This window comes from Streptomyces noursei ATCC 11455 (assembly GCF_001704275.1).
Lineage (GTDB): Bacteria > Actinomycetota > Actinomycetes > Streptomycetales > Streptomycetaceae > Streptomyces > Streptomyces noursei.
In genome coordinates this window covers 2,804,505-2,823,459 of record NZ_CP011533.1, presented here as the reverse complement: position 1 = coordinate 2,823,459, position 18,955 = coordinate 2,804,505, and the positions used below count along the sequence as shown (strand labels likewise).

15 protein-coding genes are annotated in these 18,955 nt (G+C 72.7%); 10 read left to right on the top strand and 5 right to left on the bottom strand.

The genetic code is table 11. From position 1 onward, the window contains the following. Positions 1–169 precede the first annotated feature (169 nt). The 4 genes from SNOUR_RS11745 (at position 170) to SNOUR_RS11730 (ending at position 5,696) form a co-directional block, all read left to right on the top strand. Entirely contained in the window at positions 170–3,112 is a 2,943-nt protein-coding gene (locus SNOUR_RS11745) for a bifunctional acetate--CoA ligase family protein/GNAT family N-acetyltransferase (RefSeq protein ID WP_067346304.1), read from the top strand. Positions 3,113–3,150: 38 nt separating this feature from the next. Next, a complete protein-coding gene (locus SNOUR_RS11740; protein ID WP_039640685.1) occupies positions 3,151–3,741 on the top strand; it encodes a DUF5998 family protein in 591 nt (196 codons plus the stop codon). Then, positions 3,741–4,931, top strand: coding sequence for an alkaline phosphatase family protein (locus tag SNOUR_RS11735; RefSeq protein WP_067346302.1), 1,191 nt, complete (start codon positions 3,741–3,743; stop codon positions 4,929–4,931). The genes SNOUR_RS11740 and SNOUR_RS11735 overlap by 1 nt, the downstream gene beginning before the upstream one ends. Before the next feature lie 87 nt (positions 4,932–5,018). After that, positions 5,019–5,696, top strand: coding sequence for a thymidine kinase (locus SNOUR_RS11730; RefSeq protein WP_067346300.1), 678 nt, complete (start codon positions 5,019–5,021; stop codon positions 5,694–5,696). 14 nt (positions 5,697–5,710) lie between these two features. Here SNOUR_RS11730 and SNOUR_RS11725 read toward each other — a convergent pair whose 3' ends face one another. Further along, the gene (locus SNOUR_RS11725) at positions 5,711–6,484 is read right to left on the bottom strand and encodes a VOC family protein (protein WP_067346299.1); all 774 of its coding nucleotides are present in this window, start codon (positions 6,482–6,484) and stop codon (positions 5,711–5,713) included. 250 nt (positions 6,485–6,734) lie between these two features. Here SNOUR_RS11725 and SNOUR_RS11720 point away from each other — a divergent pair, with 250 nt between their 5' ends. Then, positions 6,735–7,574, top strand: a complete 840-nt coding sequence (locus SNOUR_RS11720; RefSeq protein ID WP_067346297.1) for a sulfurtransferase — start codon at positions 6,735–6,737, stop codon at positions 7,572–7,574. A gap of 112 nt (positions 7,575–7,686) precedes the next feature. Here the strand turns inward: SNOUR_RS11720 and sepH are convergent, their stop codons facing one another. Next, entirely contained in the window at positions 7,687–8,745 is a 1,059-nt protein-coding gene (sepH, locus tag SNOUR_RS11715) for a septation protein SepH (protein ID WP_079143405.1), read from the bottom strand. Positions 8,746–9,242: 497 nt separating this feature from the next. On the opposite strand from sepH, the gene SNOUR_RS11710 reads away from it, so the two are divergent. Continuing rightward, positions 9,243–10,385, top strand: coding sequence for a hypothetical protein (locus SNOUR_RS11710; protein WP_067346294.1), 1,143 nt, complete (start codon positions 9,243–9,245; stop codon positions 10,383–10,385). Positions 10,386–10,509: 124 nt separating this feature from the next. On the opposite strand, the gene SNOUR_RS11705 is transcribed toward SNOUR_RS11710, so the two are convergent. Continuing rightward, complete coding sequence (locus SNOUR_RS11705; protein ID WP_067358166.1) at positions 10,510–11,850, bottom strand: D-arabinono-1,4-lactone oxidase; 1,341 nt, start codon at positions 11,848–11,850, stop codon at positions 10,510–10,512. Positions 11,851–12,452: 602 nt separating this feature from the next. Then, complete coding sequence (locus tag SNOUR_RS11700; RefSeq protein WP_067346292.1) at positions 12,453–13,739, bottom strand: MFS transporter; 1,287 nt, start codon at positions 13,737–13,739, stop codon at positions 12,453–12,455. Positions 13,740–13,901: 162 nt separating this feature from the next. Between SNOUR_RS11700 and SNOUR_RS11695 the strand changes: the two genes are divergently transcribed. Together SNOUR_RS11695 and SNOUR_RS11690 are read left to right on the top strand one after the other, a co-directional pair. Next, entirely contained in the window at positions 13,902–15,056 is a 1,155-nt protein-coding gene (locus tag SNOUR_RS11695; protein ID WP_067346291.1) for a ferrochelatase, read from the top strand. Positions 15,057–15,130: 74 nt separating this feature from the next. Beyond that, complete coding sequence (locus tag SNOUR_RS11690; RefSeq protein ID WP_067346288.1) at positions 15,131–15,961, top strand: inositol monophosphatase family protein; 831 nt, start codon at positions 15,131–15,133, stop codon at positions 15,959–15,961. A gap of 143 nt (positions 15,962–16,104) precedes the next feature. Here the strand turns inward: SNOUR_RS11690 and SNOUR_RS47115 are convergent, their stop codons facing one another. After that, positions 16,105–16,275, bottom strand: coding sequence for a hypothetical protein (locus tag SNOUR_RS47115; RefSeq protein WP_167390903.1), 171 nt, complete (start codon positions 16,273–16,275; stop codon positions 16,105–16,107). A 322-nt stretch (positions 16,276–16,597) separates the two neighbouring features. Here SNOUR_RS47115 and SNOUR_RS11685 point away from each other — a divergent pair, with 322 nt between their 5' ends. After that, positions 16,598–17,251 (top strand): response regulator transcription factor, encoded by a 654-nt coding sequence (locus SNOUR_RS11685; RefSeq protein WP_016576171.1) that lies wholly within the window; start codon positions 16,598–16,600, stop codon positions 17,249–17,251. A gap of 6 nt (positions 17,252–17,257) precedes the next feature. Then, positions 17,258–18,526: a sensor histidine kinase gene (locus SNOUR_RS11680; RefSeq protein ID WP_067346286.1), complete on the top strand. Its 1,269-nt coding sequence runs from the start codon at positions 17,258–17,260 to the stop codon at positions 18,524–18,526. The last annotated feature ends 429 nt before the right edge of the window (positions 18,527–18,955 follow it).

Below are 18,955 nucleotides of genomic sequence, written 5' to 3'. Positions count from 1 at the left end.
AGACCATTCTCGCACGGTGCCAGGTGTGGTCCCGCGGCACTTCCGTCCCGGCCTCCCGTCCGGGTTGTTCGGCTCTCTTCCGGGCCGTCGGTCCCGCTGCGGCAGGGACCGGGAAATCGAGCGTACGCACGTCGAGCCCGTTGTCGGCGGCCCGCCGTACGCTGTCCGCATGCAGATGCCGCCGGATCATGCGTACCCGACCCACTGGGAAGCCGACGTGGTGCTGCGCGACGGCGGCACCGCACGCATCCGGCCCATCACGCCCGACGACGCAGAGCGGTTGGTCTCCTTCTACGAGCAGGTCTCGGACGAATCGAAGTACTACCGCTTCTTCGCCCCGTATCCCCGTCTGTCCGACCGCGACGTCCACCGGTTCACCCACCACGACTACATCGACCGGGTCGGCCTGGCCGCCACGGTGGGCGGCGAGTTCATCGCCACCGTCCGCTACGACCGGATCGACGAGCGCGGGCTGCCCGCCAAGAACCCCGACGACGACCAGGCCGAGGTCGCCTTCCTCGTCCAGGACGCCCACCAGGGCCGCGGCGTCGCGTCCGCCCTCCTGGAGCACATCGCCGCGGTCGCCCGCGAGCGCGGCATCCGTCGGTTCGCCGCCGAGGTCCTGCCCGCCAACACCAAGATGATCAAGGTGTTCACGGACGCCGGCTACACCCAGAAGCGCACCTTCGCGGACGGCGTCGTCCGCCTGGAGCTCGACCTCGAACCGACCGAGCAGTCCATGGCCGTGATGCGCGGCCGCGAACAGCGCGCCGAGGCCCGCTCCGTCCAACGGCTGCTCGCCCCCGGCTCGGTCGCCGTCATCGGCACCGGCCGCGTCCCCGGCGGCCTCGGCCGCACCGCGCTGCGCAACATCCTCGACGCCGGCTTCACCGGCCGCGTGCACGCCGTCAACCACGCCTTCCCCGAGGGCGTCCGGCACCTGGAGCCCGAGGGCGTCCCCGCGGCCCGCACGCTGCGCGAGATCCCCGAGCCGGTCGACCTGGCGGTCATCGCCGTCCCCGCGGCCGGCGTCCCCGACGTCGTCAGGGACTGCGGTGAACACGGCGTCCAAGGGGTGCTGGTCCTCTCCTCCGGATATGCCGAGGCCGGCGCCGAGGGTCGCGAGCGACAGCGCGCCCTGCTCCGCCAGGTCCGCTCGTACGGCATGCGCCTCATCGGCCCCAACGCCTTCGGTCTGCTCAACACCGCCCCCGACGTCCGGCTGAACGCCTCCCTCGCCCCCCGGATGCCCGGCGCCGGCCGGATCGGCCTGTTCACCCAGTCCGGAGCGATCGGCATCGCCCTGCTCAGCGGACTGCACGCGCGCGGCCCCGGCGACGGCGGCATCGCCGGCATCTCCACCTTCGCCTCGACCGGCAACCGCGCCGATGTCTCCGGCAACGACCTCCTGCAGTTCTGGTACGACGACCCGCACACCGACGTCGCGATCCTCTATCTGGAGTCCATCGGCAACCCCCGGAAGTTCGCCCGGCTCGCCCGCCGCACCGCCGCCGTCAAGCCCGTGGTGGTCGCCAAGGGGGGCCGCCATCACGGCACCGCCCCCCTGGGCCACGCCGTGCCCACCGTCCGGGTCCCCGACAGCACCGTCGCCGCCCTGATGCGCCAGGCCGGCGTGATCCGCGTCGATACCGTCACCGAGCTGATCGACGCCGGACTGCTGCTGGCCTCCCAACCACTGCCGGCCGGCCCGCGCGTCGCCATCCTGGGCAACTCCGAATCGCTGGCCCTCCTGGCCTACGACGCCTGCCTCACCGAGGGACTGCGCCCGCGGCGCCCCCACGTGCTGCCCTCCGCGGCGACCCCGGAGGACTTCCGCGCCGCCCTCGCCGAGGCGCTCGCCGGCGACGGCTGGGACGCCGTCGTCGTCACCGCCATCCCGTGGGTGGGGGAGGAAGGCACCGCCTCTTCGGGCGGGAGCGAGGGCGCCGCGCTCGCCGACGCCCTGCGCGCCGCGGTCGCCGCCGACCCGGGCAAGCCGGTCACCGTCGTCCACCTCGCCATGGACGACCTGGCCGAAACGCTCGCGGCCCCGCCCGGGCCCCACGACCCGCACGTACCCCAGGAGCCGACCGCCCCGGCACAGCGCCCCACTACGGAGCGGCCCCCCGCCCCGCCCCGCCCGCCGGCCCCCGGGTACGCCCCGGACCGGGCACCCGCCCCAGAGGCCCGACAGGCCGCCGCCCCCGAGACCCCGGCCCGCCCCCGTCCCGTCCACATTCCCGCCTACCCCGCCGCCGAGCGCGCCGTCCGCGCCCTCGCCGAAGCCGTCCGGTACGCCGCGTGGCGCCGGTCCGCCGCCGAGCCGGGCCGGGTTCCCGAGTACGACGACATCCAGGAGGCGGCGGCCGGCGTCGACATCGAGCGGCTGCTCGACCGGCTCACCGGCGACGTCGCCCCCGGCCGCTCCGTCGCGCTGCCACCCGCCGACGCCGAGGCGCTGCTGGCCCGCTACGGCATCCACACCCGCCCCTCGCTCCCGGCTCCCGACCCGGACGCCGCCGTCCGCGCCGCCGCCCGGCTCGGCTACCCGGTCGCCCTCAAGACCACCGCCCCCCACCTGCGGCACCGCGCCGACCTCGGCGGCGTCCGCCTCGACATCGCGAGCGAGGCCGAACTCCGCCGCACCTATGCGGAATTGACCGACTTCCTGGGCTCTCCCGAAGAGCTCCGGCCGGTCGTCCAGTCGATGGTGCCGCGCGGCGTCGACACCGTCGTCCGCGCCGCCATCGACCCCGCCGCCGGCGCGGTCCTCTCCTTCGGGCTGGCCGGTGCCCCCTCCCAGTTGCTGGGCGACATCGCCCACCGTCTGATTCCGGCCACCGACCGCGAGGTCACCGAGCAGATCCGGTCGATCCGCAGCGCCCCGCTCCTGTTCGGCTGGCGCGGTTCCCAGCCCGTGGACACCGCCGCCCTGGAGGAACTGCTGCTGCGGGTGTCCCGGCTCGTCGACGACCACCCCGAGGTGGTCGCCGTCGACCTCGAACCGGTCGTCGTCGCCCCGCACGGCCTGGCCGTCCTGAGCGCCTCGGTCCGGCTCGCCAGACCGCCCGCGACCACCGACCTGGGCCCTCGCCGGCTGCCCGTCTACTGAGGGTCTCGCGGCCCGGTGCGCCCCGTAAGATGGACCCCATGGCTAAGACCGGTACGACGACCCAGGGGCTGCGCGCGGCGATCGAGCGCAGTGGCTATTACCCGACGCTCGTGGCCGAGGCGGTGCAGGCCGCGGTCGGCGGCGAGCCGGTCGTGTCGTACCTCGTCCACCAGGAGACGACCTTCGACGCCAACGAGGTCCGTCGCCACGTCACGGTCCTGGTCCTGACCGGCACCCGCTTCATCGTCAGCCACACCGACGAGCAGGCCGCCGACGCCACCTCCCCGTCCCCGTACGCCACCACGTCCACGGAGTCCGTCAAGCTCGGCCGGATCTCGTCCGTGGTGCTCAGCCGCGTCGTCGCCAACCCCGAGTCCTACACTCCCGGCCAGTTGCCCCGCGAGGTCGTCCTCACCATCGGCTGGGGCGCCGTCGCGCGCCTCGACCTGGAGCCCGCCAGCTGCGGCGACCCCAACTGCGACGCGGACCACGGCTACACCGGTTCCTCCACCGCCGACGACCTCTCCCTCCGGGTCAGCGAGGCCGGTGACGGCCCGGACTCGGTGCGCGAGACCCTCGCCTTCGCCCAGGCGCTCTCCGAGGCCACCGCGGCCACCAGCGCCCGCTGATGGCCCACACCGCCCCCTTCTGGCCGGAACCGGAACCGCTCGACCCGCTGACCGCGCCGGTGCCCCGCTACGGCACCGGCTCGCTCGCCGACCTGCTGCCCGCCGTCGTCGCCGGCCAGGGCCTGCCCGGCGTCACCACGGACATGGAACTGGCCCCCGCCGACCGCGCCTGCGTCTTCCTGATCGACGGGCTCGGTTGGGAGCTGCTGCGCGCCCACCCGGACGAGGCCCCGTTCCTCACCTCCCTCCTGGGCACCTCGCTCAACGGCACCGGCCAGCCGCTCACCGCCGGCTTCCCGGCCACCACCGCCACCTCCCTCGCCTCGGTCGGCACCGGCCTGCCGCCGGGCGCCCACGGCCTGCCCGGATACACCTGCGAGGACCCCGCCACCGGCGCGCTGATGAACCAGCTGCGCTGGCGCCCGTGGACCGATCCGCACGTCTGGCAGCCCTACCCGACGGTCTTCCAGCTCGCCGACGCCGCCGGCATCCACACCTGCCAGGTCTCCGCGCCGGACTTCGCGCAGACCCCCCTCACCCGGATCGCGCTCAGCGGCGGCACCTTCCACGGCCGGCTCTCCGGCGAGGAGCGGATGGACCTCGCCGCCGAACAACTCGCCGCCGGCGACCGCTCCCTGGTCTACACGTACTACTCCGAGGTCGACGGCAAGGGCCACCGCTACGGCGTCGACTCCGACGCCTGGCGCGGCCAACTGCTCTACGTGGACCGGCTCGCCCAACGGCTCGCCGAGCAACTCCCGCCGCGCAGCGCCCTGTACATCACCGCCGACCACGGCATGATCGACATCCCCTTCGACCCCGACTCCCGGATCGACTTCGACGAGGACTGGGAACTGCGCGCCGGCGTACGCCTGTTGGGCGGCGAGGGCCGGGCGCGGCACGTCTACGCCCACCCGGGGGCCGCGGCCGACGTGCTCACCGTCTGGCGCGAGGTGGTCGGCGACCAGATGTGGGTCGCCGGCCGCGAGGAGGCCATCGCCGCCGGCTGGTTCGGGCCGCACGTCGACGACCGGGTCCGTGCCCGGATCGGCGACGTGGTGGCCGCCGCCCACGCCGACATGGCGATCATCGCGAGTGAACGGGAGCCGGGGGAGTCGCAGATGGTCGGCCTGCACGGCTCCATGACCCCGGTGGAGCAGCTGGTGCCGCTTCTCGAAGTCCGCACCTGACCCGTCACCGCGCCAGGTCCGCGCGGCCCCGTATCGCCCGACCCGCACCGTCCCTTCCGTATGAGCCCGAAAGGCCCGCCACCCCCCATGCCCGAGCTGGTGTTCTTCTCCGGAACGATGGACTGCGGAAAGTCGACACTGGCGCTGCAGATCGAGCACAACCGCTCGGCCCGCGGCCTACAGGGCATGATCTACAGCCGCAACGACCGGGCCGGCCACGGCAAGCTCTCCTCCCGCCTGGGCCTGGTCACCGAGGCCGTCGAGGCGGCGGACGACCTGGACTTCTACGCCCACGTCGTGGACCACCTCAGTTCCGGCGGCCGGGTGGACTACATCATCGCCGACGAGGCGCAGTTCCTCGCCCCCGAGCAGATCGACCAGCTCGCCCGGGTCGTCGACGACCTCGGGCTGGACGTCTTCGCGTTCGGCATCACCACCGACTTCCGCAGCAAGCTCTTCCCCGGTTCCCAGCGGCTGGTCGAACTCGCCGACCGCATAGAGGTGCTGAAGGTCGAGGCGCTGTGCTGGTGCGGCGCCAGGGCCACCCACAACGCCCGCACGGTCGACGGCCGGATGGTCGTCGAGGGCGCGCAGGTCGTCGTCGGCGACGTGCGCGGCGAAACCGGTGGCGAGGGGGCGGAGCGGCCGGCCGAGGTCGGCTACGAGGTGCTGTGCCGGCGCCACCACCGCCGCCTGCAGACCGCGGCGACCGCGCATGCGGCGGCGCTCTCGCCGGACGTCCTGCCGGTCGACGCCCAGCGCTAGGGCCGCGGGGCGGCTCAGCGCCGCTGGATGATCGTGAAGACCGCGCCCTCGTTGTCGGCGACGGTCGCCAGCCGGCCGTGCGCCGAGTCCCGGGCCGGCCGCAGCACATGGCCGCCCAGCTCGACGACCCGGCGGGCGGCGGCGTCGGTGTCCGAGACGGCGAAGTACGTCATCCAGTGCGGCCCCCGGTCGCGTGGCAGCGCGTTGCCGACACCATGGATGCCGGCGACCGGCTTTCCCTTGATGTGCAGCGTCAGATAGTCGAAGTCGGCGGAGACCACGGCCTCCGACTCGAACCCGAAGACATGCTCGTAGAACGGGGCGACGGAGTCCGTCTCCTGGGTGACCAGTTCGTTCCATACGGGGGTGCCTGGCTCGCCGCTGACCGCGGTGCCCAGCATCGCCCTGCCCTGCCACACGCCGAAGATGGCGCCCTGCGGGTCGGAGGCGATCGCCATCCGGCCGGCGTCGTCGGCGTCCAGCGGGCCCACGCCCACCGTGCCGCCGCAGGAACGGATCTGCTCGGCGGTCACGTCCGCGTCGTCACTGGCCAGGTAGGTGGTCCAGGCGACCGGGAGGTGCCGGTCGGCCGCCAGCTCGCCGACCCCGGCCACCTCCAGGCCGTCGAGGAAGGCACGGGCGTACGGACCGAAATGCTGCGGCCCCGGGCGGAACTCCCAGCCGAAGAGCGCGCCGTAGAACTCCTGCGTCGCGGGCAGGCTGTGTGCCAGGAGGCTCACCCAGCAGGGCGCGCCGGGCATCCGCCGGGCTGCTGCCTCGGTCGTCATCGTCACTCTCTCCTCGGAGCATCAGGGTGCTGGCCATGTGCGGTACGGGCGCGGGTCCCGAGCAGATGCTCGCACCCTGTCACCGGGTGTGCGCCCCGGCCGCGCCGTCCACGGCGCGTTCACGAGGGAGAATGCCCGTTTTAACGTTCCTCTTCCGTTTCGGCGATATTACGGCGCCGACGAACTCCGTCATACGGAGGGTGGGCACCCGCCTTCTGTACGTAGTCATTGCTACGCAAGGATGAGTCCCATGAATGCCATCATCACCGCTACCGAACTCGCGAGCGAGTTGGCGGGCCCCGACGCTCCGCTCCTCCTGGACGTGCGCTACCAGCTCGGCGGCCCGCCCGGCCGCCCCGAGTACGAGGCCGGCCACCTGCCCGGTGCGGTCTACGTCGACCTCGACGGCGAACTGGCCGGCCCACCCGGTGCGGCGGGCCGGCACCCGCTGCCCGACCTCGCCGCCTTCGCCGCCGCGATGCGGGCCGCCGGTGTCAGCGCCGGCCGACCGGTGGTCGCCTACGACGGTGGCCAGGGCTGGGCCGCGGCCCGTGCGTGGTGGCTGCTGCGCTGGGCGGGCCACCCGGACGTGCGCGTCCTCGACGGCGGACTCGCCGCCTGGCTGGCCTCCGACGGCCCCATGAGTGTCGACAAAGTGACTCCGCAGCCGGGTGACTTCACCCCCGCGCCCGGTGCGGTGCCGCTGCTCACCGCGGACGACGCGGCCGCGCTGGCCCGCCGCGGCGTCCTCCTGGACGCGCGGGCGGGGGAGCGCTACCGGGGCGAGACCGAACCCATCGACCCGGTGGCCGGTCACATCCCCGGCGCGGTGTCCGCCCCCACGGCCGAGAACGTCGCCGACGGCGGCACGGTCTTCCGCCCCGCCGCCGAACTGGCGAAGCGGTTCACGGCGCTGGGCGCCACGCCCGACACCGAGGTCGGCGTCTACTGCGGCTCCGGCGTCTCCGCCGCCCACCAGGTCCTCGCCCTCGCCGTAGCCGGGATCCCCGCGGCCCTGTACGTCGGCTCCTGGAGCGAATGGTGCGCCGACCCCTCCCGCCCCATCGCCACCGGCCCCCAGCCCGGCTGAGCGGCCGCTGAGGCCCGCGACGGGCCCACGCAACGACTTCGCCCGCCCCCTACGCGCGGGGGGGCGGGCGAAGTCATCACGCACAACACGACCGGAACCCGGCCGATACGGCTTATTCCGGCTTCTTCCTCCGGGTGCCGAAGACGATCTCGTCCCAGCTGGGCACCGCGGCCCGGCGCCCGGGGCGCACCCCGTCCGCCTCGGCCTGCCGGTCCGTCGTCCCGGTCAGGCGGTCACGGTGACCGGCGACCGCCCGCGGCATCAGCACATCGGCATACGCGGAACCCGCGCCCGCGCCCGCGCTCGCCGCCGGAGCCGGCGGCTCCTCGACCTCGGCCTGCTCCGTCTCTTCCTTCTGTGGCGCCTTGGCGCTGTCCGGCACGACCATGTCGCCCCGGAAACTGGGCACCGCCTCCAGCAGGCTGGTCAGCGAATCCCGCTCCCGCTCGCCGGTGGCCTCCTCGGCCCGCGCCTCTCGTTCCCGCTCCCGGTCCTCGCCGGGCCGCTCCGGCATCTGACGGTCCAGGGCACGGTCCAGCGGCCGGTCGCGCGGCAGCCGCGCGATCCGGGGCACGAACGGGAAGCTCGGCTCGGGGGTGTCGTCGCTCTCGCCGATCAGCGCCCGCGCCTCGTCGTCCACGGCCTGCACCAGTCGGCGCGGCGGGTCGTACGTCCAGGTCGCCGACCGCGGCTCACCCGCGACCCGGTAGACGAGCAGCACCTCCCAGGTGCCGTCGTCCCGGCGCCAGGAGTCCCACTGGGCACTGTCCTTGTCGGCGCCGCGCAGCAGCAGCCGCTCCGAGACGGCCTCGCCCAGCTGGGGGCCGGTGTTCTCGCCCGGTCGGCGCACAGGGGTTTTGCGGGCCCGCTCGGCCATGAACGCCCGCTCGGCGAGCACCGGTCCCTCGAAGCGGCGCACCCGGTCGACGGGGATGCCGGCGAGCTGCGCGACCTCCTCAGCGGAGGCACCGGCTCGTATCCGCGCCTGGATGTCCCGCGGGCGCAGGTGGCTCTCGACCTCGATCTCGATCTGGCCCAGCCGCGCTCTGTCGTTCCGGATGGCGGCGCGCAGCCGCTCGTCGATCGGAAGCGTGTACTCGGTGCTGTCCGCAGCCTTGAGCACCAGCCGTGTGCCGTCGTTGGAGACGGCCACGACACGCAGTTCGGGCATGGGGACCTCCCGGGTGGTGCCTGCCGACGTCACGTGCGTCGCTGCTTCCGCTAGTCGAGTGTGGCCTGCCCGGGTGCAGCCTGCCACAACATTGCCGAGTTGCCCGGCGTGTCAGGGCTTGGCCCAGCAACGCCGTTATGACACGGTTACCAGTTCGCAACGCTCGGTGACCATGCCGCTTGCCCTGTCACCGACCACCCGTGCCGAGCGACGGCGCCCCAAGGAGGGTGTCACCTTCAGTGCCCCCTCCCGCGGGTCCGGGCAGCCGGACGGGAACCGGGGCCAGGGCTCGCCACAGTACTCCATTCGGGCCACCGAAGTGGACCGCCGCGCCGTGGAAGTTCTTGGCGGGCAGTCCGGGCAAGTCACCTTGTCGACCTCTCTACCTGCGACAAGGGTGGCGAGGTTCACAGATTCCACAGATTCGGAACTAATGACTCCGCCATTTGGTCACTTCTCCATGCAAGATGGATCGAAGGGGCGATCAAAGGTAGGAGATGGACGAAAAAACCGAAGCCGACACGAAGCAGAAGGAGAAGCGGATCGACCTGAGCGTCGCCCAGGTCGCCAGCAGCGCACTCGCCGCGGCCGTCGCCGCGTACCTCGCGGGTCAGCTCGGTGTGTACGGAACCATCATCGGCGCAGGTGTCGTCAGTGTCGTCGCCACGACCGGCGGCTCCCTGTTCCAGCACCTGTTCCGGCGTACCGGTGAGCAGATCAAGGAAGCGGCGGTCACCACCCGACCCAAGCCGCACCGCGCCTCCATCACCCGAACCCGATCCACCGACCAACCCCAGCCCGCCACCGACCTCCCGGCGCCCGCCGGTCCCACGCGGGTGCTGCCCACCTTCGACAAGCAGGGCACGGAGGACCCCGTCACCTCCGTCGCGGCCCGCGACCCCGGCCCCGCCACCGCCCGCACCCAGCTCATCCCGCGTGCCCAGCAGCAGCCAGCCGGCCAGGACCCGGAGGCGACGCGGCTGATGGCGCGGCCCACCGAGCGGACCATGGCACTGGGCCGGGCGGCCCACGGGGGCGACGACGCGACCACCGTCCTCCCGCAGGCCGGCGTGCCCGGTGCTGCTCTCCCCGGGACCGAGGAGACCAGCGCCACCTACGGCACCCGTCTGCGCGGTTGGAAGCGGCCCGCGCTCGGTGCGCTCACCGTCTTCGTGCTCGCCATGGGCGTGGTCACCGCCACCGAACTGATCACCCAGGAGACGCCGAGCGGCACCAAGGGCACCACCGTCGGCAACTTCCTCACCGGCAACGTCTCCCCGCACCGGCCCAACAGCCCGCAGACTCCGGACCCCGGCCACTCCACCGGCAACGGCACCGGCCGCGACGGCAGTACTCCGTCACCCGGCCCCAGTCACTCCGGCGGCAGCGGCACCGACGGCACCGGTAGCGGCAGCGGCCACAGCGGGCAGAGCCCGAAGCCGACGCCGAGCGACGACGCCACCGGCTCCCCGAGCCCGGACACGTCCTCGTCGCCCGACACGTCGTCGAGCCCGTCCACCGGCAGCGACGGCGGCAAGGGTGACGGCACCGGCTCGACCGGCGGCGGTGCCACCCCGGGGCAGCAGCAGGGCGGGCAGAACCCCGGCGGCCGCCAGAGCCCTGACCCCAACACCCCCTGAACCCTCTGACGAAGGATCGCCCCAACGGGCGGACCGCCCTACCGGCGGACCACCCACGACCGCGGCCCGGTGCACCCCCACGGGGCACCGGGCCGCGGCACATCATGGACCGGCCGGTCGTCCCTCAGTCACCGAGGACCTGCCGCAGGTACCCATTGGCGAACCGGCGCTCCGGATCCAGCCGGTCGCGCAGCGCCGTGAACTCGCCGAACCGCGGATAGACCTCCGCGAGGTACCCGGCGTCACGCGTGTGCAGCTTCCCCCAGTGGGGCCGTCCCTCGTGCGCCGCCATGATCCGCTCGGTGGCCCCGAAGTACGCCTGGAACGGCGTCCCGCGGTACATGTGCACCGCGATGTACACGGTCTCCCGGCCCGACGCCGTGGAAAGCGCGATGTCGTCGGCCGGCGCGGTCCGCACCTCCACCGGGAAGCTGACCTTGAAGTCCGACCGCTCCACCAACGCCTTCAGTTCACCCAGCGCCTCGATCGCCGCCGCCCTGGGGAGCGCGTACTCCATCTCCACGAACCGCACCCGCCGAGGCGAGGTGAACACCTTGTAGGGGATGTCGGTGTACGTACGGGCCGACAGCGCCCGGCTGGAGATCTTCGCGATGCCCGGTATCGCGGCCGGCACCGCCCGCCCCACGGCGCACGCCACCTGGAACACCCCGTTGGACAGCAGTTCGTCCTCGATCCAGCCGCTCACCCTCCCGGGTGGCGCCGCCGGACCCTGGCTGCGGTTGTTGCGCTTGGTGTTGCAGTTGCCGGTGTGGGGGAACCAGTAGAACTCGAAGTGCTCGTTCTCTGCGGCCAGTTCGTCGAAGCGGCCGGTCACCTCGTCGAACGGCATCGGCTCCTCACGGGCGGTCAGCAGGAACTCCGGCTCCACCGCGAACGTCAGCTCGCTCACCACGCCCAGCGCGCCCAGACCCAGCCGCGCCCCCGCGAACACCTCGGGGTTCTCCTCGGCGGAACAGCGCAGCACCGAACCGTCGGCGGTGATCAGCTCCAGGGCGGTGATCTGCGCCGCGATCGACGCGGAGTCCCGGCCGGTGCCGTGGGTTCCGGTACTGGCGGCCCCCGAGACGGTCTGTTCCATGATGTCGCCCATGTTGGCGAGCGACAGCCCGTGCGCGGACAGCGTCCGGTTGAGGAGCTTGAGGGGCGTGCCGGCGGCGACGGTCACCGTCCCCGCCGTGCGGTCGATCCGACGGATCCCGGTGAGCCGCTCGGGGCGGATCAGCAGCCCGTCGGTGGCGGCGGCCGGGGTGAACGAGTGCCCGGTGCCGGCCGCCTTGATCGTCAGCCCGTCCGCGGCGGCGGCCCGGACGGCGGCCGCCAGTTCCTCGGTGCTCGCCGGCGCCACGGTCCGGGCGGGGCGGGCGGTCACGTTGCCCGCCCAGTTCCGCCAGGAGCCTTGCGAACCGCGCCCTCCCGAGCCGCCGATGACGTCCGTGACTGCCATGGTGACGATGCCTCCCCTCAGCGCGGCCGGCCGCATTCGACCGCCGTTGGTCAGCGCATGATGCCAGCCGCCGACGCCGCTTCCAGGCGGGGTGACGGGAATCACACACGCGAGAAAACGGGTGCAATCGCACGGCCCCCGGACATGTCGTACCGCCGGTAACAAGGAAATTCGGAGAAGCCGCTCCAGCCACCCGCCCACCGGGTGCGGAACCCGGTCACGAACCGGGCGCCGAGTCAACGCCACGCCTCCGAAGTCACCTGCACCGGTGGGTCGGTGGGGCGGGTGGGGCGCTGGGCGCCGGGACGAGGGGTGAGCGCGCAGAGGGGAGCGCTCTGCATTCCGGCGGTGTAGACGGGAGCGGTGGCCCCACCGGTGGCGTGGACGGGAGGGGCGGTCCCCCTCGGTGGCGCAGACGGGCGGGCGGTACGGCCGCGTTGATGCGGGCGGGACGGGCAGGGTCCTCCCGCAGCGGCCCGTAGTGACGCGCAGCCCGTCGGCTGTCCCAATGTCCCAACGGTGGGCGCCGGGTGCCCCGTTGGCGTCGACCACCGTTGGTGTCGCCCCGTCTACCGTCGCGCCGTGATGCCCCGGGGCATGGGTCAGCCGGCGCGGGTCTCGTCGTGGCGTTCGGTGGCCGGGGGTTCCGCCGGGGCGGGGGTGCCGCCGGCCGTGGGCGAGGACGGTAGCCGGGCGGGGCGTGGGCGGAGCCAGCGGTAGCCGGCGAGTGCCACCAGGGCGGCCAGGACGCCCGCGGCGAGCGGCACCACGTAACCGCGGGCGGCACCTGCCGCGTCCACCACCCAGCCGGCCGCCGACGAGCCGAGTGCCACGCCCACCGCGAGCCCGGTGCTCGTCCACGTCATGCCCTCGGTCAGCTGCGTCCGCGGCACATGCTCCTCGACCAACGCCATCGTGGTGACCATCGTCGGCGCGATCGAGAGCCCGGCGAGGAACAGCGCGACGGCCAGCAGCACCAGCGACCCGGTGAACGACGCAGCCAACTGGAGCGGCACCATGCTCACCGCCATCGCGGCCACCCCCGCCAGCCACCGGCGGGACGGCGGCCCCGCCAGGTGCAGCAGCCCGAAGACCGCACCGGCCACACACGACCCCAGCGCGTACACCGCCAACACCAGGCTTGCCGCGGCCTTGTGGCCTGCCTCCTGGGCGAACGCCACGGTCACCACGTCGATCGCCCCGAAGATCGCTCCGGTCGCCACGAACGTCCCCACCAGCACCCGCAGGCCCGGCGATCGCAGCGCCGATCCCTTCGCCTGCTGCTCCCGGGAATGCGGCACCGGCTCCGTCGCGCGCTGCGCCGTCAACCAGAACACCCCCGCCGCCAGGAACGCCCCGGCCAGCAGCGGCCCGGCCTCCGGGAACCATGCCGTCGACAGCCCGATCGAGAGGATCGGGCCGAGGATGAAGCACATCTCGTCGACGATCGACTCCCACGAGTACGCGGTGTGCAGCTGACGCGGCGCCCCCCGGTAGAGCTCCGCCCAACGCGCCCGCACCATCGAGCCCACGCTCGGCACACAGCCCGCACAGGCCGCGAAAGCGAACAGCGTCCAGTCCGGCCACCGCTGCTGCGCGCTCAGCAGCAGCCCTGCGACCGCTCCCAACGACACCAGCGTGGCCGGTCGCAGCACCCGCCGCTGGCCGTGCCGGTCCACCAGCCGGGAGATCTGCGGCCCGAGGACCGCCGCGGACAGCGCGAGCGTCGCGGACAGCGCCCCGGCCAGCCCGTACCGACCGGTCAGCTGGGACACCATCGTGACGATGCCGATGCCCATCATCGACAGCGGCATCCGCCCCAGCAGCCCGGCGGCGGAGAACGACTTGGTGCCGGGGCGGCCGAATATGGCGCGGTAAGGACTGGGCAACGGGGTGCTCCGCCGGGTGAGGAAGTCGGTAAGGAATGTCGGTGGCCGATACAGCTTACGGGGCGCGCGGCCCCCTGCGCCTCCCGGTTTTCGCGCCCGTTTCCCTCACCCCTCCGGGGCCTGACCCCTCGCCGCAGGGCCGGGAGTGGGAGGATCGGAGGCATGCCCGAACAGTGCGACCCCCGCCCCTATGACGCCCTGCTGCTGCTGTCCTTCGGAGGCCCCGAAGGCCCCGACGACGTCGTGCCGTTCCTGGAGAACGTCACCCGTGGACGCGGCATCCCCCGCGAGCGCCTCAAGGAGGTGGGCCAGCACTACTTCCTGTTCGGTGGCGTCAGCCCCATCAACGCCCAGAACCGGGAACTCCTCGACGCCCTCCGCAAGGACTTCGCCGAACACGGCCTCGACCTGCCGGTCTACTGGGGCAACCGCAACTGGGCGCCCTACCTGACCGACACCCTGCGCACCATGGTCACCGACGGCCACCGCCGCATCGCCGTCCTCGCCACGAGTGCCTACGCCTCGTACTCCGGCTGCCGCCAGTACCGCGAGAACCTCGCCGACGCGCTCGCCACCCTCCGGACCGAGGGCCTGCCCGTCCCCCAGGTCGACAAGCTGCGCCACTACTTCAACCACCCGGGCTTCGTGTGCCCCATGGCCGACGGCGTCCTCGCGGCCCTCGCCGAGCTTCCCGAGGAGACCCGCGCCGGCGCCCACATCGCCTTCACCACGCACTCCATCCCCACCGCCGCCGCCGACACCTCCGGCACCCCCGACGACCACACCGAGGACGGCACGGGCGGCGCCTACGTCGCCCAGCACCTGGACGTCGCCCGGGGCATCGCCGACGCCGTGCGCGCCGAGACCGGCGTCGACCACCCCTGGCAGCTCGTCTACCAGTCCCGCAGCGGCGCCCCGCACATCCCCTGGCTGGAGCCCGACATCTGCGACCACCTGGAGCAGTTGCACGGCGCCGGCGTCCCGGCCGTCGTCATGGTCCCCATCGGCTTCGTCTCGGACCACATGGAGGTCAAGTACGACCTCGACACCGAGGCCACCGCCAAGGCCGCCGAGCTGGGTCTGCCGGTCGCCCGCTCGGCCACCGTCGGCGCCGACCCCCGGTTCGCCGCCGCCGTCCGCGACCTCCTCCTGGAGCGCGCCGCCACCGAACGGGGCACCACCCCCGAGCGCTGCGCCCTGGGTGCCCTCGGCCCCTCGCACGACCTCTGCCCCGTCGGCTGCTGCCCCGCCCGTACACCCCGCCCGGCCGCCGCCGGCGCCGACTGGACCGGCCCCACGGCCGAGGCCCCCGCGTAACCCGCCCCGCCGGCCTCGCGCGACCCGCCGCCCGCCCGAGCCCCCGACCACCGCTCGTTCGAGCAAGGAGCACTGTGCCCGACCCCCAGTACACCGCCCCGCCGCACACCGACCCCTTCTACGACGAACTCCTGGAGCTGGCCCTGGAGGCCGCCGGCCGCGCCGCGACCCTGCTGCGCGACGGCCGCCCCGCCGACCTGGGGGTGGCCGCCACCAAGACCAGCCCCATCGACGTCGTCACCGAGATGGACCTCGCCTCCGAGAAGCTGATCACCGACTTCATCGGCGAGCACCGCCCCACCGACGGCTTCCTCGGCGAGGAGGGCGCCGGCAGCACCGGCACCAGCGGCGTGCGATGGGTCATCGACCCCGTGGACGGCACCGTCAACTACCTCTACGGGCTGCCCTCCTGGGCCGTGTCCATCGCCGCCGAGAAGGACGGCGAGACCGTCGTCGGGGTGGTCACCGCCCCCATGCGCGGCGAGACCTTCCAGGCCGTCCGCGGCCGCGGCGCCCACCTCAACGGCGAGCCGATCCACCACCGCCCCGCCCCACCGCTCTCCCAGGCCCTGGTCGGCACCGGCTTCGGCTACCTCACCGAGCGGCGCGCCGCCCAGGCAGAGGTGGTCCGCACCCTGCTCCCGCAGGTCCGTGACATCCGCCGCGGCGGCTCGGCCGCCATCGACCTGTGCGACGTGGCCTGCGGCCGGCTCGACGGCTACTACGAGCGCGGCCTCAACCCCTGGGACCTGGCGGCCGGCGTCCTGATCGCCTCCGAGGCCGGCGCGCTCACCGGCGGCCGCCCCGGCCACGCCCCCTCCCACGAGCTGACCCTCGCCGCCTCCCCGGGCGTCTTCGCCGAGCTCCAGCCGCTCCTTGACGACCTCGGTGCCTGGCACGACTGACCGTCCCCCGGACCGACGGACCGACGGACCGACGGACCGACGGACCGACGGACCGACGGACCGACGGACCGCACACGGACACGGCTGCGCCCCGGCACCATCCCTCGGTGCCGGGGCGCAGCCGTGTCCTACGAGGCCGGAAGTCAGGCGTTGACGCTGTAGCGCACGCCGTGCTCGGTCGCCAGGCGCTTCAGGTCCTCAAGCTCCGCCAGCTCGACCTCGGCGAGGAACTCGTCACCCGACTCGCGGGCCCGGACCAGATCGGCTTCGGTGTTCCGTATGCGCTGCAAAATACCTGCGGTGAACGCGTCCATGGTGCGCCCCCTCGTCGTGGGTCGGTGGCACGGGGGTGTGCCGACGGGTGGGTCGATCACGGCGTGGTCCCTGCGCTGGATACCAAGCGTGGCAAGACGCCGGTACAGGGCGTGATCGCGGGTGTGCAGACGTCCTCCCCACGCGCACTCTCAGGGAAACCTCAAACGGCCCGGGAATCCGGGGCCGCACCGGCCCCGTCCCACCGCCCCTGTCCCCTCCACACCCCCCTTACCGCCGGTTTATGACTCTTCGGGGCAGGATGGAAGGGCTCTGAACGTTGTTGTGCCCTGCTCACCAAGGGCCGTAAGGAAGGACTGCGACGTGCGTGTTCTCGTCGTCGAGGACGAGCAGCTGCTCGCCGATGCTGTGGCCACCGGACTACGCCGGGAGGCCATGGCCGTCGACGTGGTCTACGACGGCGCCGCCGCGCTGGAGCGGATCGCGGTCAACGACTACGACGTCGTCGTCCTCGACCGCGACCTCCCGCTCGTCCACGGCGACGACGTCTGCCGCAAGCTCGTCGAGCTGGGCATGCCCACCCGCGTCCTGATGCTCACCGCCTCCGGCGACGTCAGCGACCGCGTCGAGGGCCTGGAGATCGGCGCCGACGACTACCTCCCCAAGCCGTTCGCGTTCACCGAGCTGACCGCCCGGGTCCGCGCCCTCGGCCGCCGCACCACGGTCGCCCTGCCGCCGGTCCTGGAGCGCGCCGGGATCAAGCTCGACCCCAACCGCCGCGAGGTCTTCCGCGACGGCCGGGAGGTCCAGCTCGCCCCCAAGGAGTTCGCGGTCCTGGAAGTCCTCATGCGCAGCGAGGGCACGGTCGTCTCGGCCGAGCAGCTCCTGGAGAAGGCGTGGGACGAGAACACCGACCCGTTCACCAACGTCGTCCGGGTCACGGTCATGACGCTGCGCCGCAAGCTCGGCGAGCCCGCGGTGATCGTCACCGTCCCCGGCTCGGGATACCGGATCTGACCGGCGATGCCTTCCCTGCCCTCGTTCTCCAGCTCCAAGTCGGCACCGCCACCGCCACCGGTGCCCCCCAAGCCAGCTTGGGACCCAAAACCGGTCAACGTCCGGCCTTTCCCCTGGCTGCGGCCCACCATCCGGATACGGCTCACGCTGCTGTACGGCGGCATGTTCCTGATGGCCGGAATCGTGCTGCTCACGATCATCTACATGCTCGCCGCAGCCGCCCTGCACGACGGCAGCGCGCTGCCGCTGAAGATCCTCGGCGGGAAGTTCCAGTCCACCAGCGACATCTGCGACCTGCCCACGGAGACCTCCGGGGCGCTGCTCCAGGAGGCCGTCAACAACTGCCTGATGCACCAGCGGGCGGTCGCCCTGAACAACCTCCTCAACCGTTCGTTGCTGGCGTTGTTGGGGTTGACGATCGTGGCGTTCGCGTTCGGTTATGCGATGGCGGGGCGGGTGTTGTCGCCGTTGGGGCGGATCACGCGGACCGCGCAGCGGGTGGCGGGGTCGGATCTGCATCGGCGGATCGAGTTGGGTGGTCCGGATGACGAGCTGAAGGAGTTGGCGGACACCTTCGACGAGATGTTGGACCGGTTGGACCGGGCGTTTGAGTCGCAGCGGCGGTTCGTGTCGAACGCGTCGCATGAGTTGCGGACGCCGTTGGCGATCAATCGGACGTTGTTGGAGGTGCAGCTGGCGGATCCGCAGGCGTCGCCGGAGGTGCAGCAGCTGGGGAAGACGCTGTTGGCGACGAATGAGCGCAGTGAGCAGTTGGTGGAGGGGTTGCTGCTGCTGGCGCGTAGTGAGAACAAGATCGTGGACAAGCGTCCGGTGGATCTGTCGGAGGTGGCCTCGCAGGCGGTGGATCAGACGCGTGAGGAGGCGCAGGCCAAGGGGGTGCAGCTGCGCGTGGTGCGGCAGCAGGTGTTCGTGCAGGGCAACGGGGTGCTGCTGGAGCGGATCGCGTTGAATCTGGTGCAGAACGCGGTGCGGTACAACGTGCCCGAGGGCGGTTGGGTGGAGGTGACCACGGAGCCGCAGCCGGGGTGCGCGGTGCTGGTGGTCTCCAATACGGGGCCGGTGGTGCCGGCGTACGAGGTGGAGAACCTCTTCGAGCCGTTCCGGCGGCTGCGTACGGAGCGGACCGGCAGCGACAAGGGCGTGGGCCTTGGCCTGTCCATCGTCCGGTCCGTGGTCCGCGCCCACGACGGCACCATCACCGCCGAACCCCGCGAAGGCGGCGGACTCGACATGCGCGTCGTCCTCCCGCTCTGAGACGGACGACAAGGCCCCTGTGCGGCCGCTGGACGGATCGTGCGCCGCGCCGGGAACTTCCGGCTATCCGGTGGTACGGTCGCCCGTCCGGCGGCCGTACACCCCGATTCCACCCGGCCTCGTTCGACTTTCCGGTTTGACGAGGCGGGGGGTCTTTGGGGATCCTTCGCCGAGTTCGCTTTGCGCGGAATTCGGCGGGTCCGCCTGCCGCCTTCAGCGTGTGTGATCCCTCACAGAGGCCCCTTTCCGGCCATCTACCCTCCGTGATCGAATTGCCTGGTGGAAAGCCGGGAAAATCCGGGTTTCCCAAGGCCCTGATCACGGGAAGTACACGTGATGGGCTGCGCGAGGTGCGACATTCGGACCGTGTACGGTCCTGATCGCCATCCAAACCGATCACCTCTTCAGGGGTGCGGTTGGGTGTCGATT

Coding starts and splice junctions, on each gene's coding strand:
- SNOUR_RS11745 (WP_067346304.1), top strand. CDS start 170: ATGCAGATGCCGCCGGATCATGCGTACCCGACCCACTGGGAAGCCGAC.
- SNOUR_RS11740 (WP_039640685.1), top strand. CDS start 3,151: ATGGCTAAGACCGGTACGACGACCCAGGGGCTGCGCGCGGCGATCGAG.
- SNOUR_RS11735 (WP_067346302.1), top strand. CDS start 3,741: ATGGCCCACACCGCCCCCTTCTGGCCGGAACCGGAACCGCTCGACCCG.
- SNOUR_RS11730 (WP_067346300.1), top strand. CDS start 5,019: ATGCCCGAGCTGGTGTTCTTCTCCGGAACGATGGACTGCGGAAAGTCG.
- SNOUR_RS11725 (WP_067346299.1), bottom strand. CDS start 6,484: ATGACGACCGAGGCAGCAGCCCGGCGGATGCCCGGCGCGCCCTGCTGG.
- SNOUR_RS11720 (WP_067346297.1), top strand. CDS start 6,735: ATGAATGCCATCATCACCGCTACCGAACTCGCGAGCGAGTTGGCGGGC.
- sepH (WP_079143405.1), bottom strand. CDS start 8,745: ATGCCCGAACTGCGTGTCGTGGCCGTCTCCAACGACGGCACACGGCTG.
- SNOUR_RS11710 (WP_067346294.1), top strand. CDS start 9,243: ATGGACGAAAAAACCGAAGCCGACACGAAGCAGAAGGAGAAGCGGATC.
- SNOUR_RS11705 (WP_067358166.1), bottom strand. CDS start 11,850: ATGGCAGTCACGGACGTCATCGGCGGCTCGGGAGGGCGCGGTTCGCAA.
- SNOUR_RS11695 (WP_067346291.1), top strand. CDS start 13,902: ATGCCCGAACAGTGCGACCCCCGCCCCTATGACGCCCTGCTGCTGCTG.
- SNOUR_RS47115 (WP_167390903.1), bottom strand. CDS start 16,275: ATGGACGCGTTCACCGCAGGTATTTTGCAGCGCATACGGAACACCGAA.
- SNOUR_RS11680 (WP_067346286.1), top strand. CDS start 17,258: ATGCCTTCCCTGCCCTCGTTCTCCAGCTCCAAGTCGGCACCGCCACCG.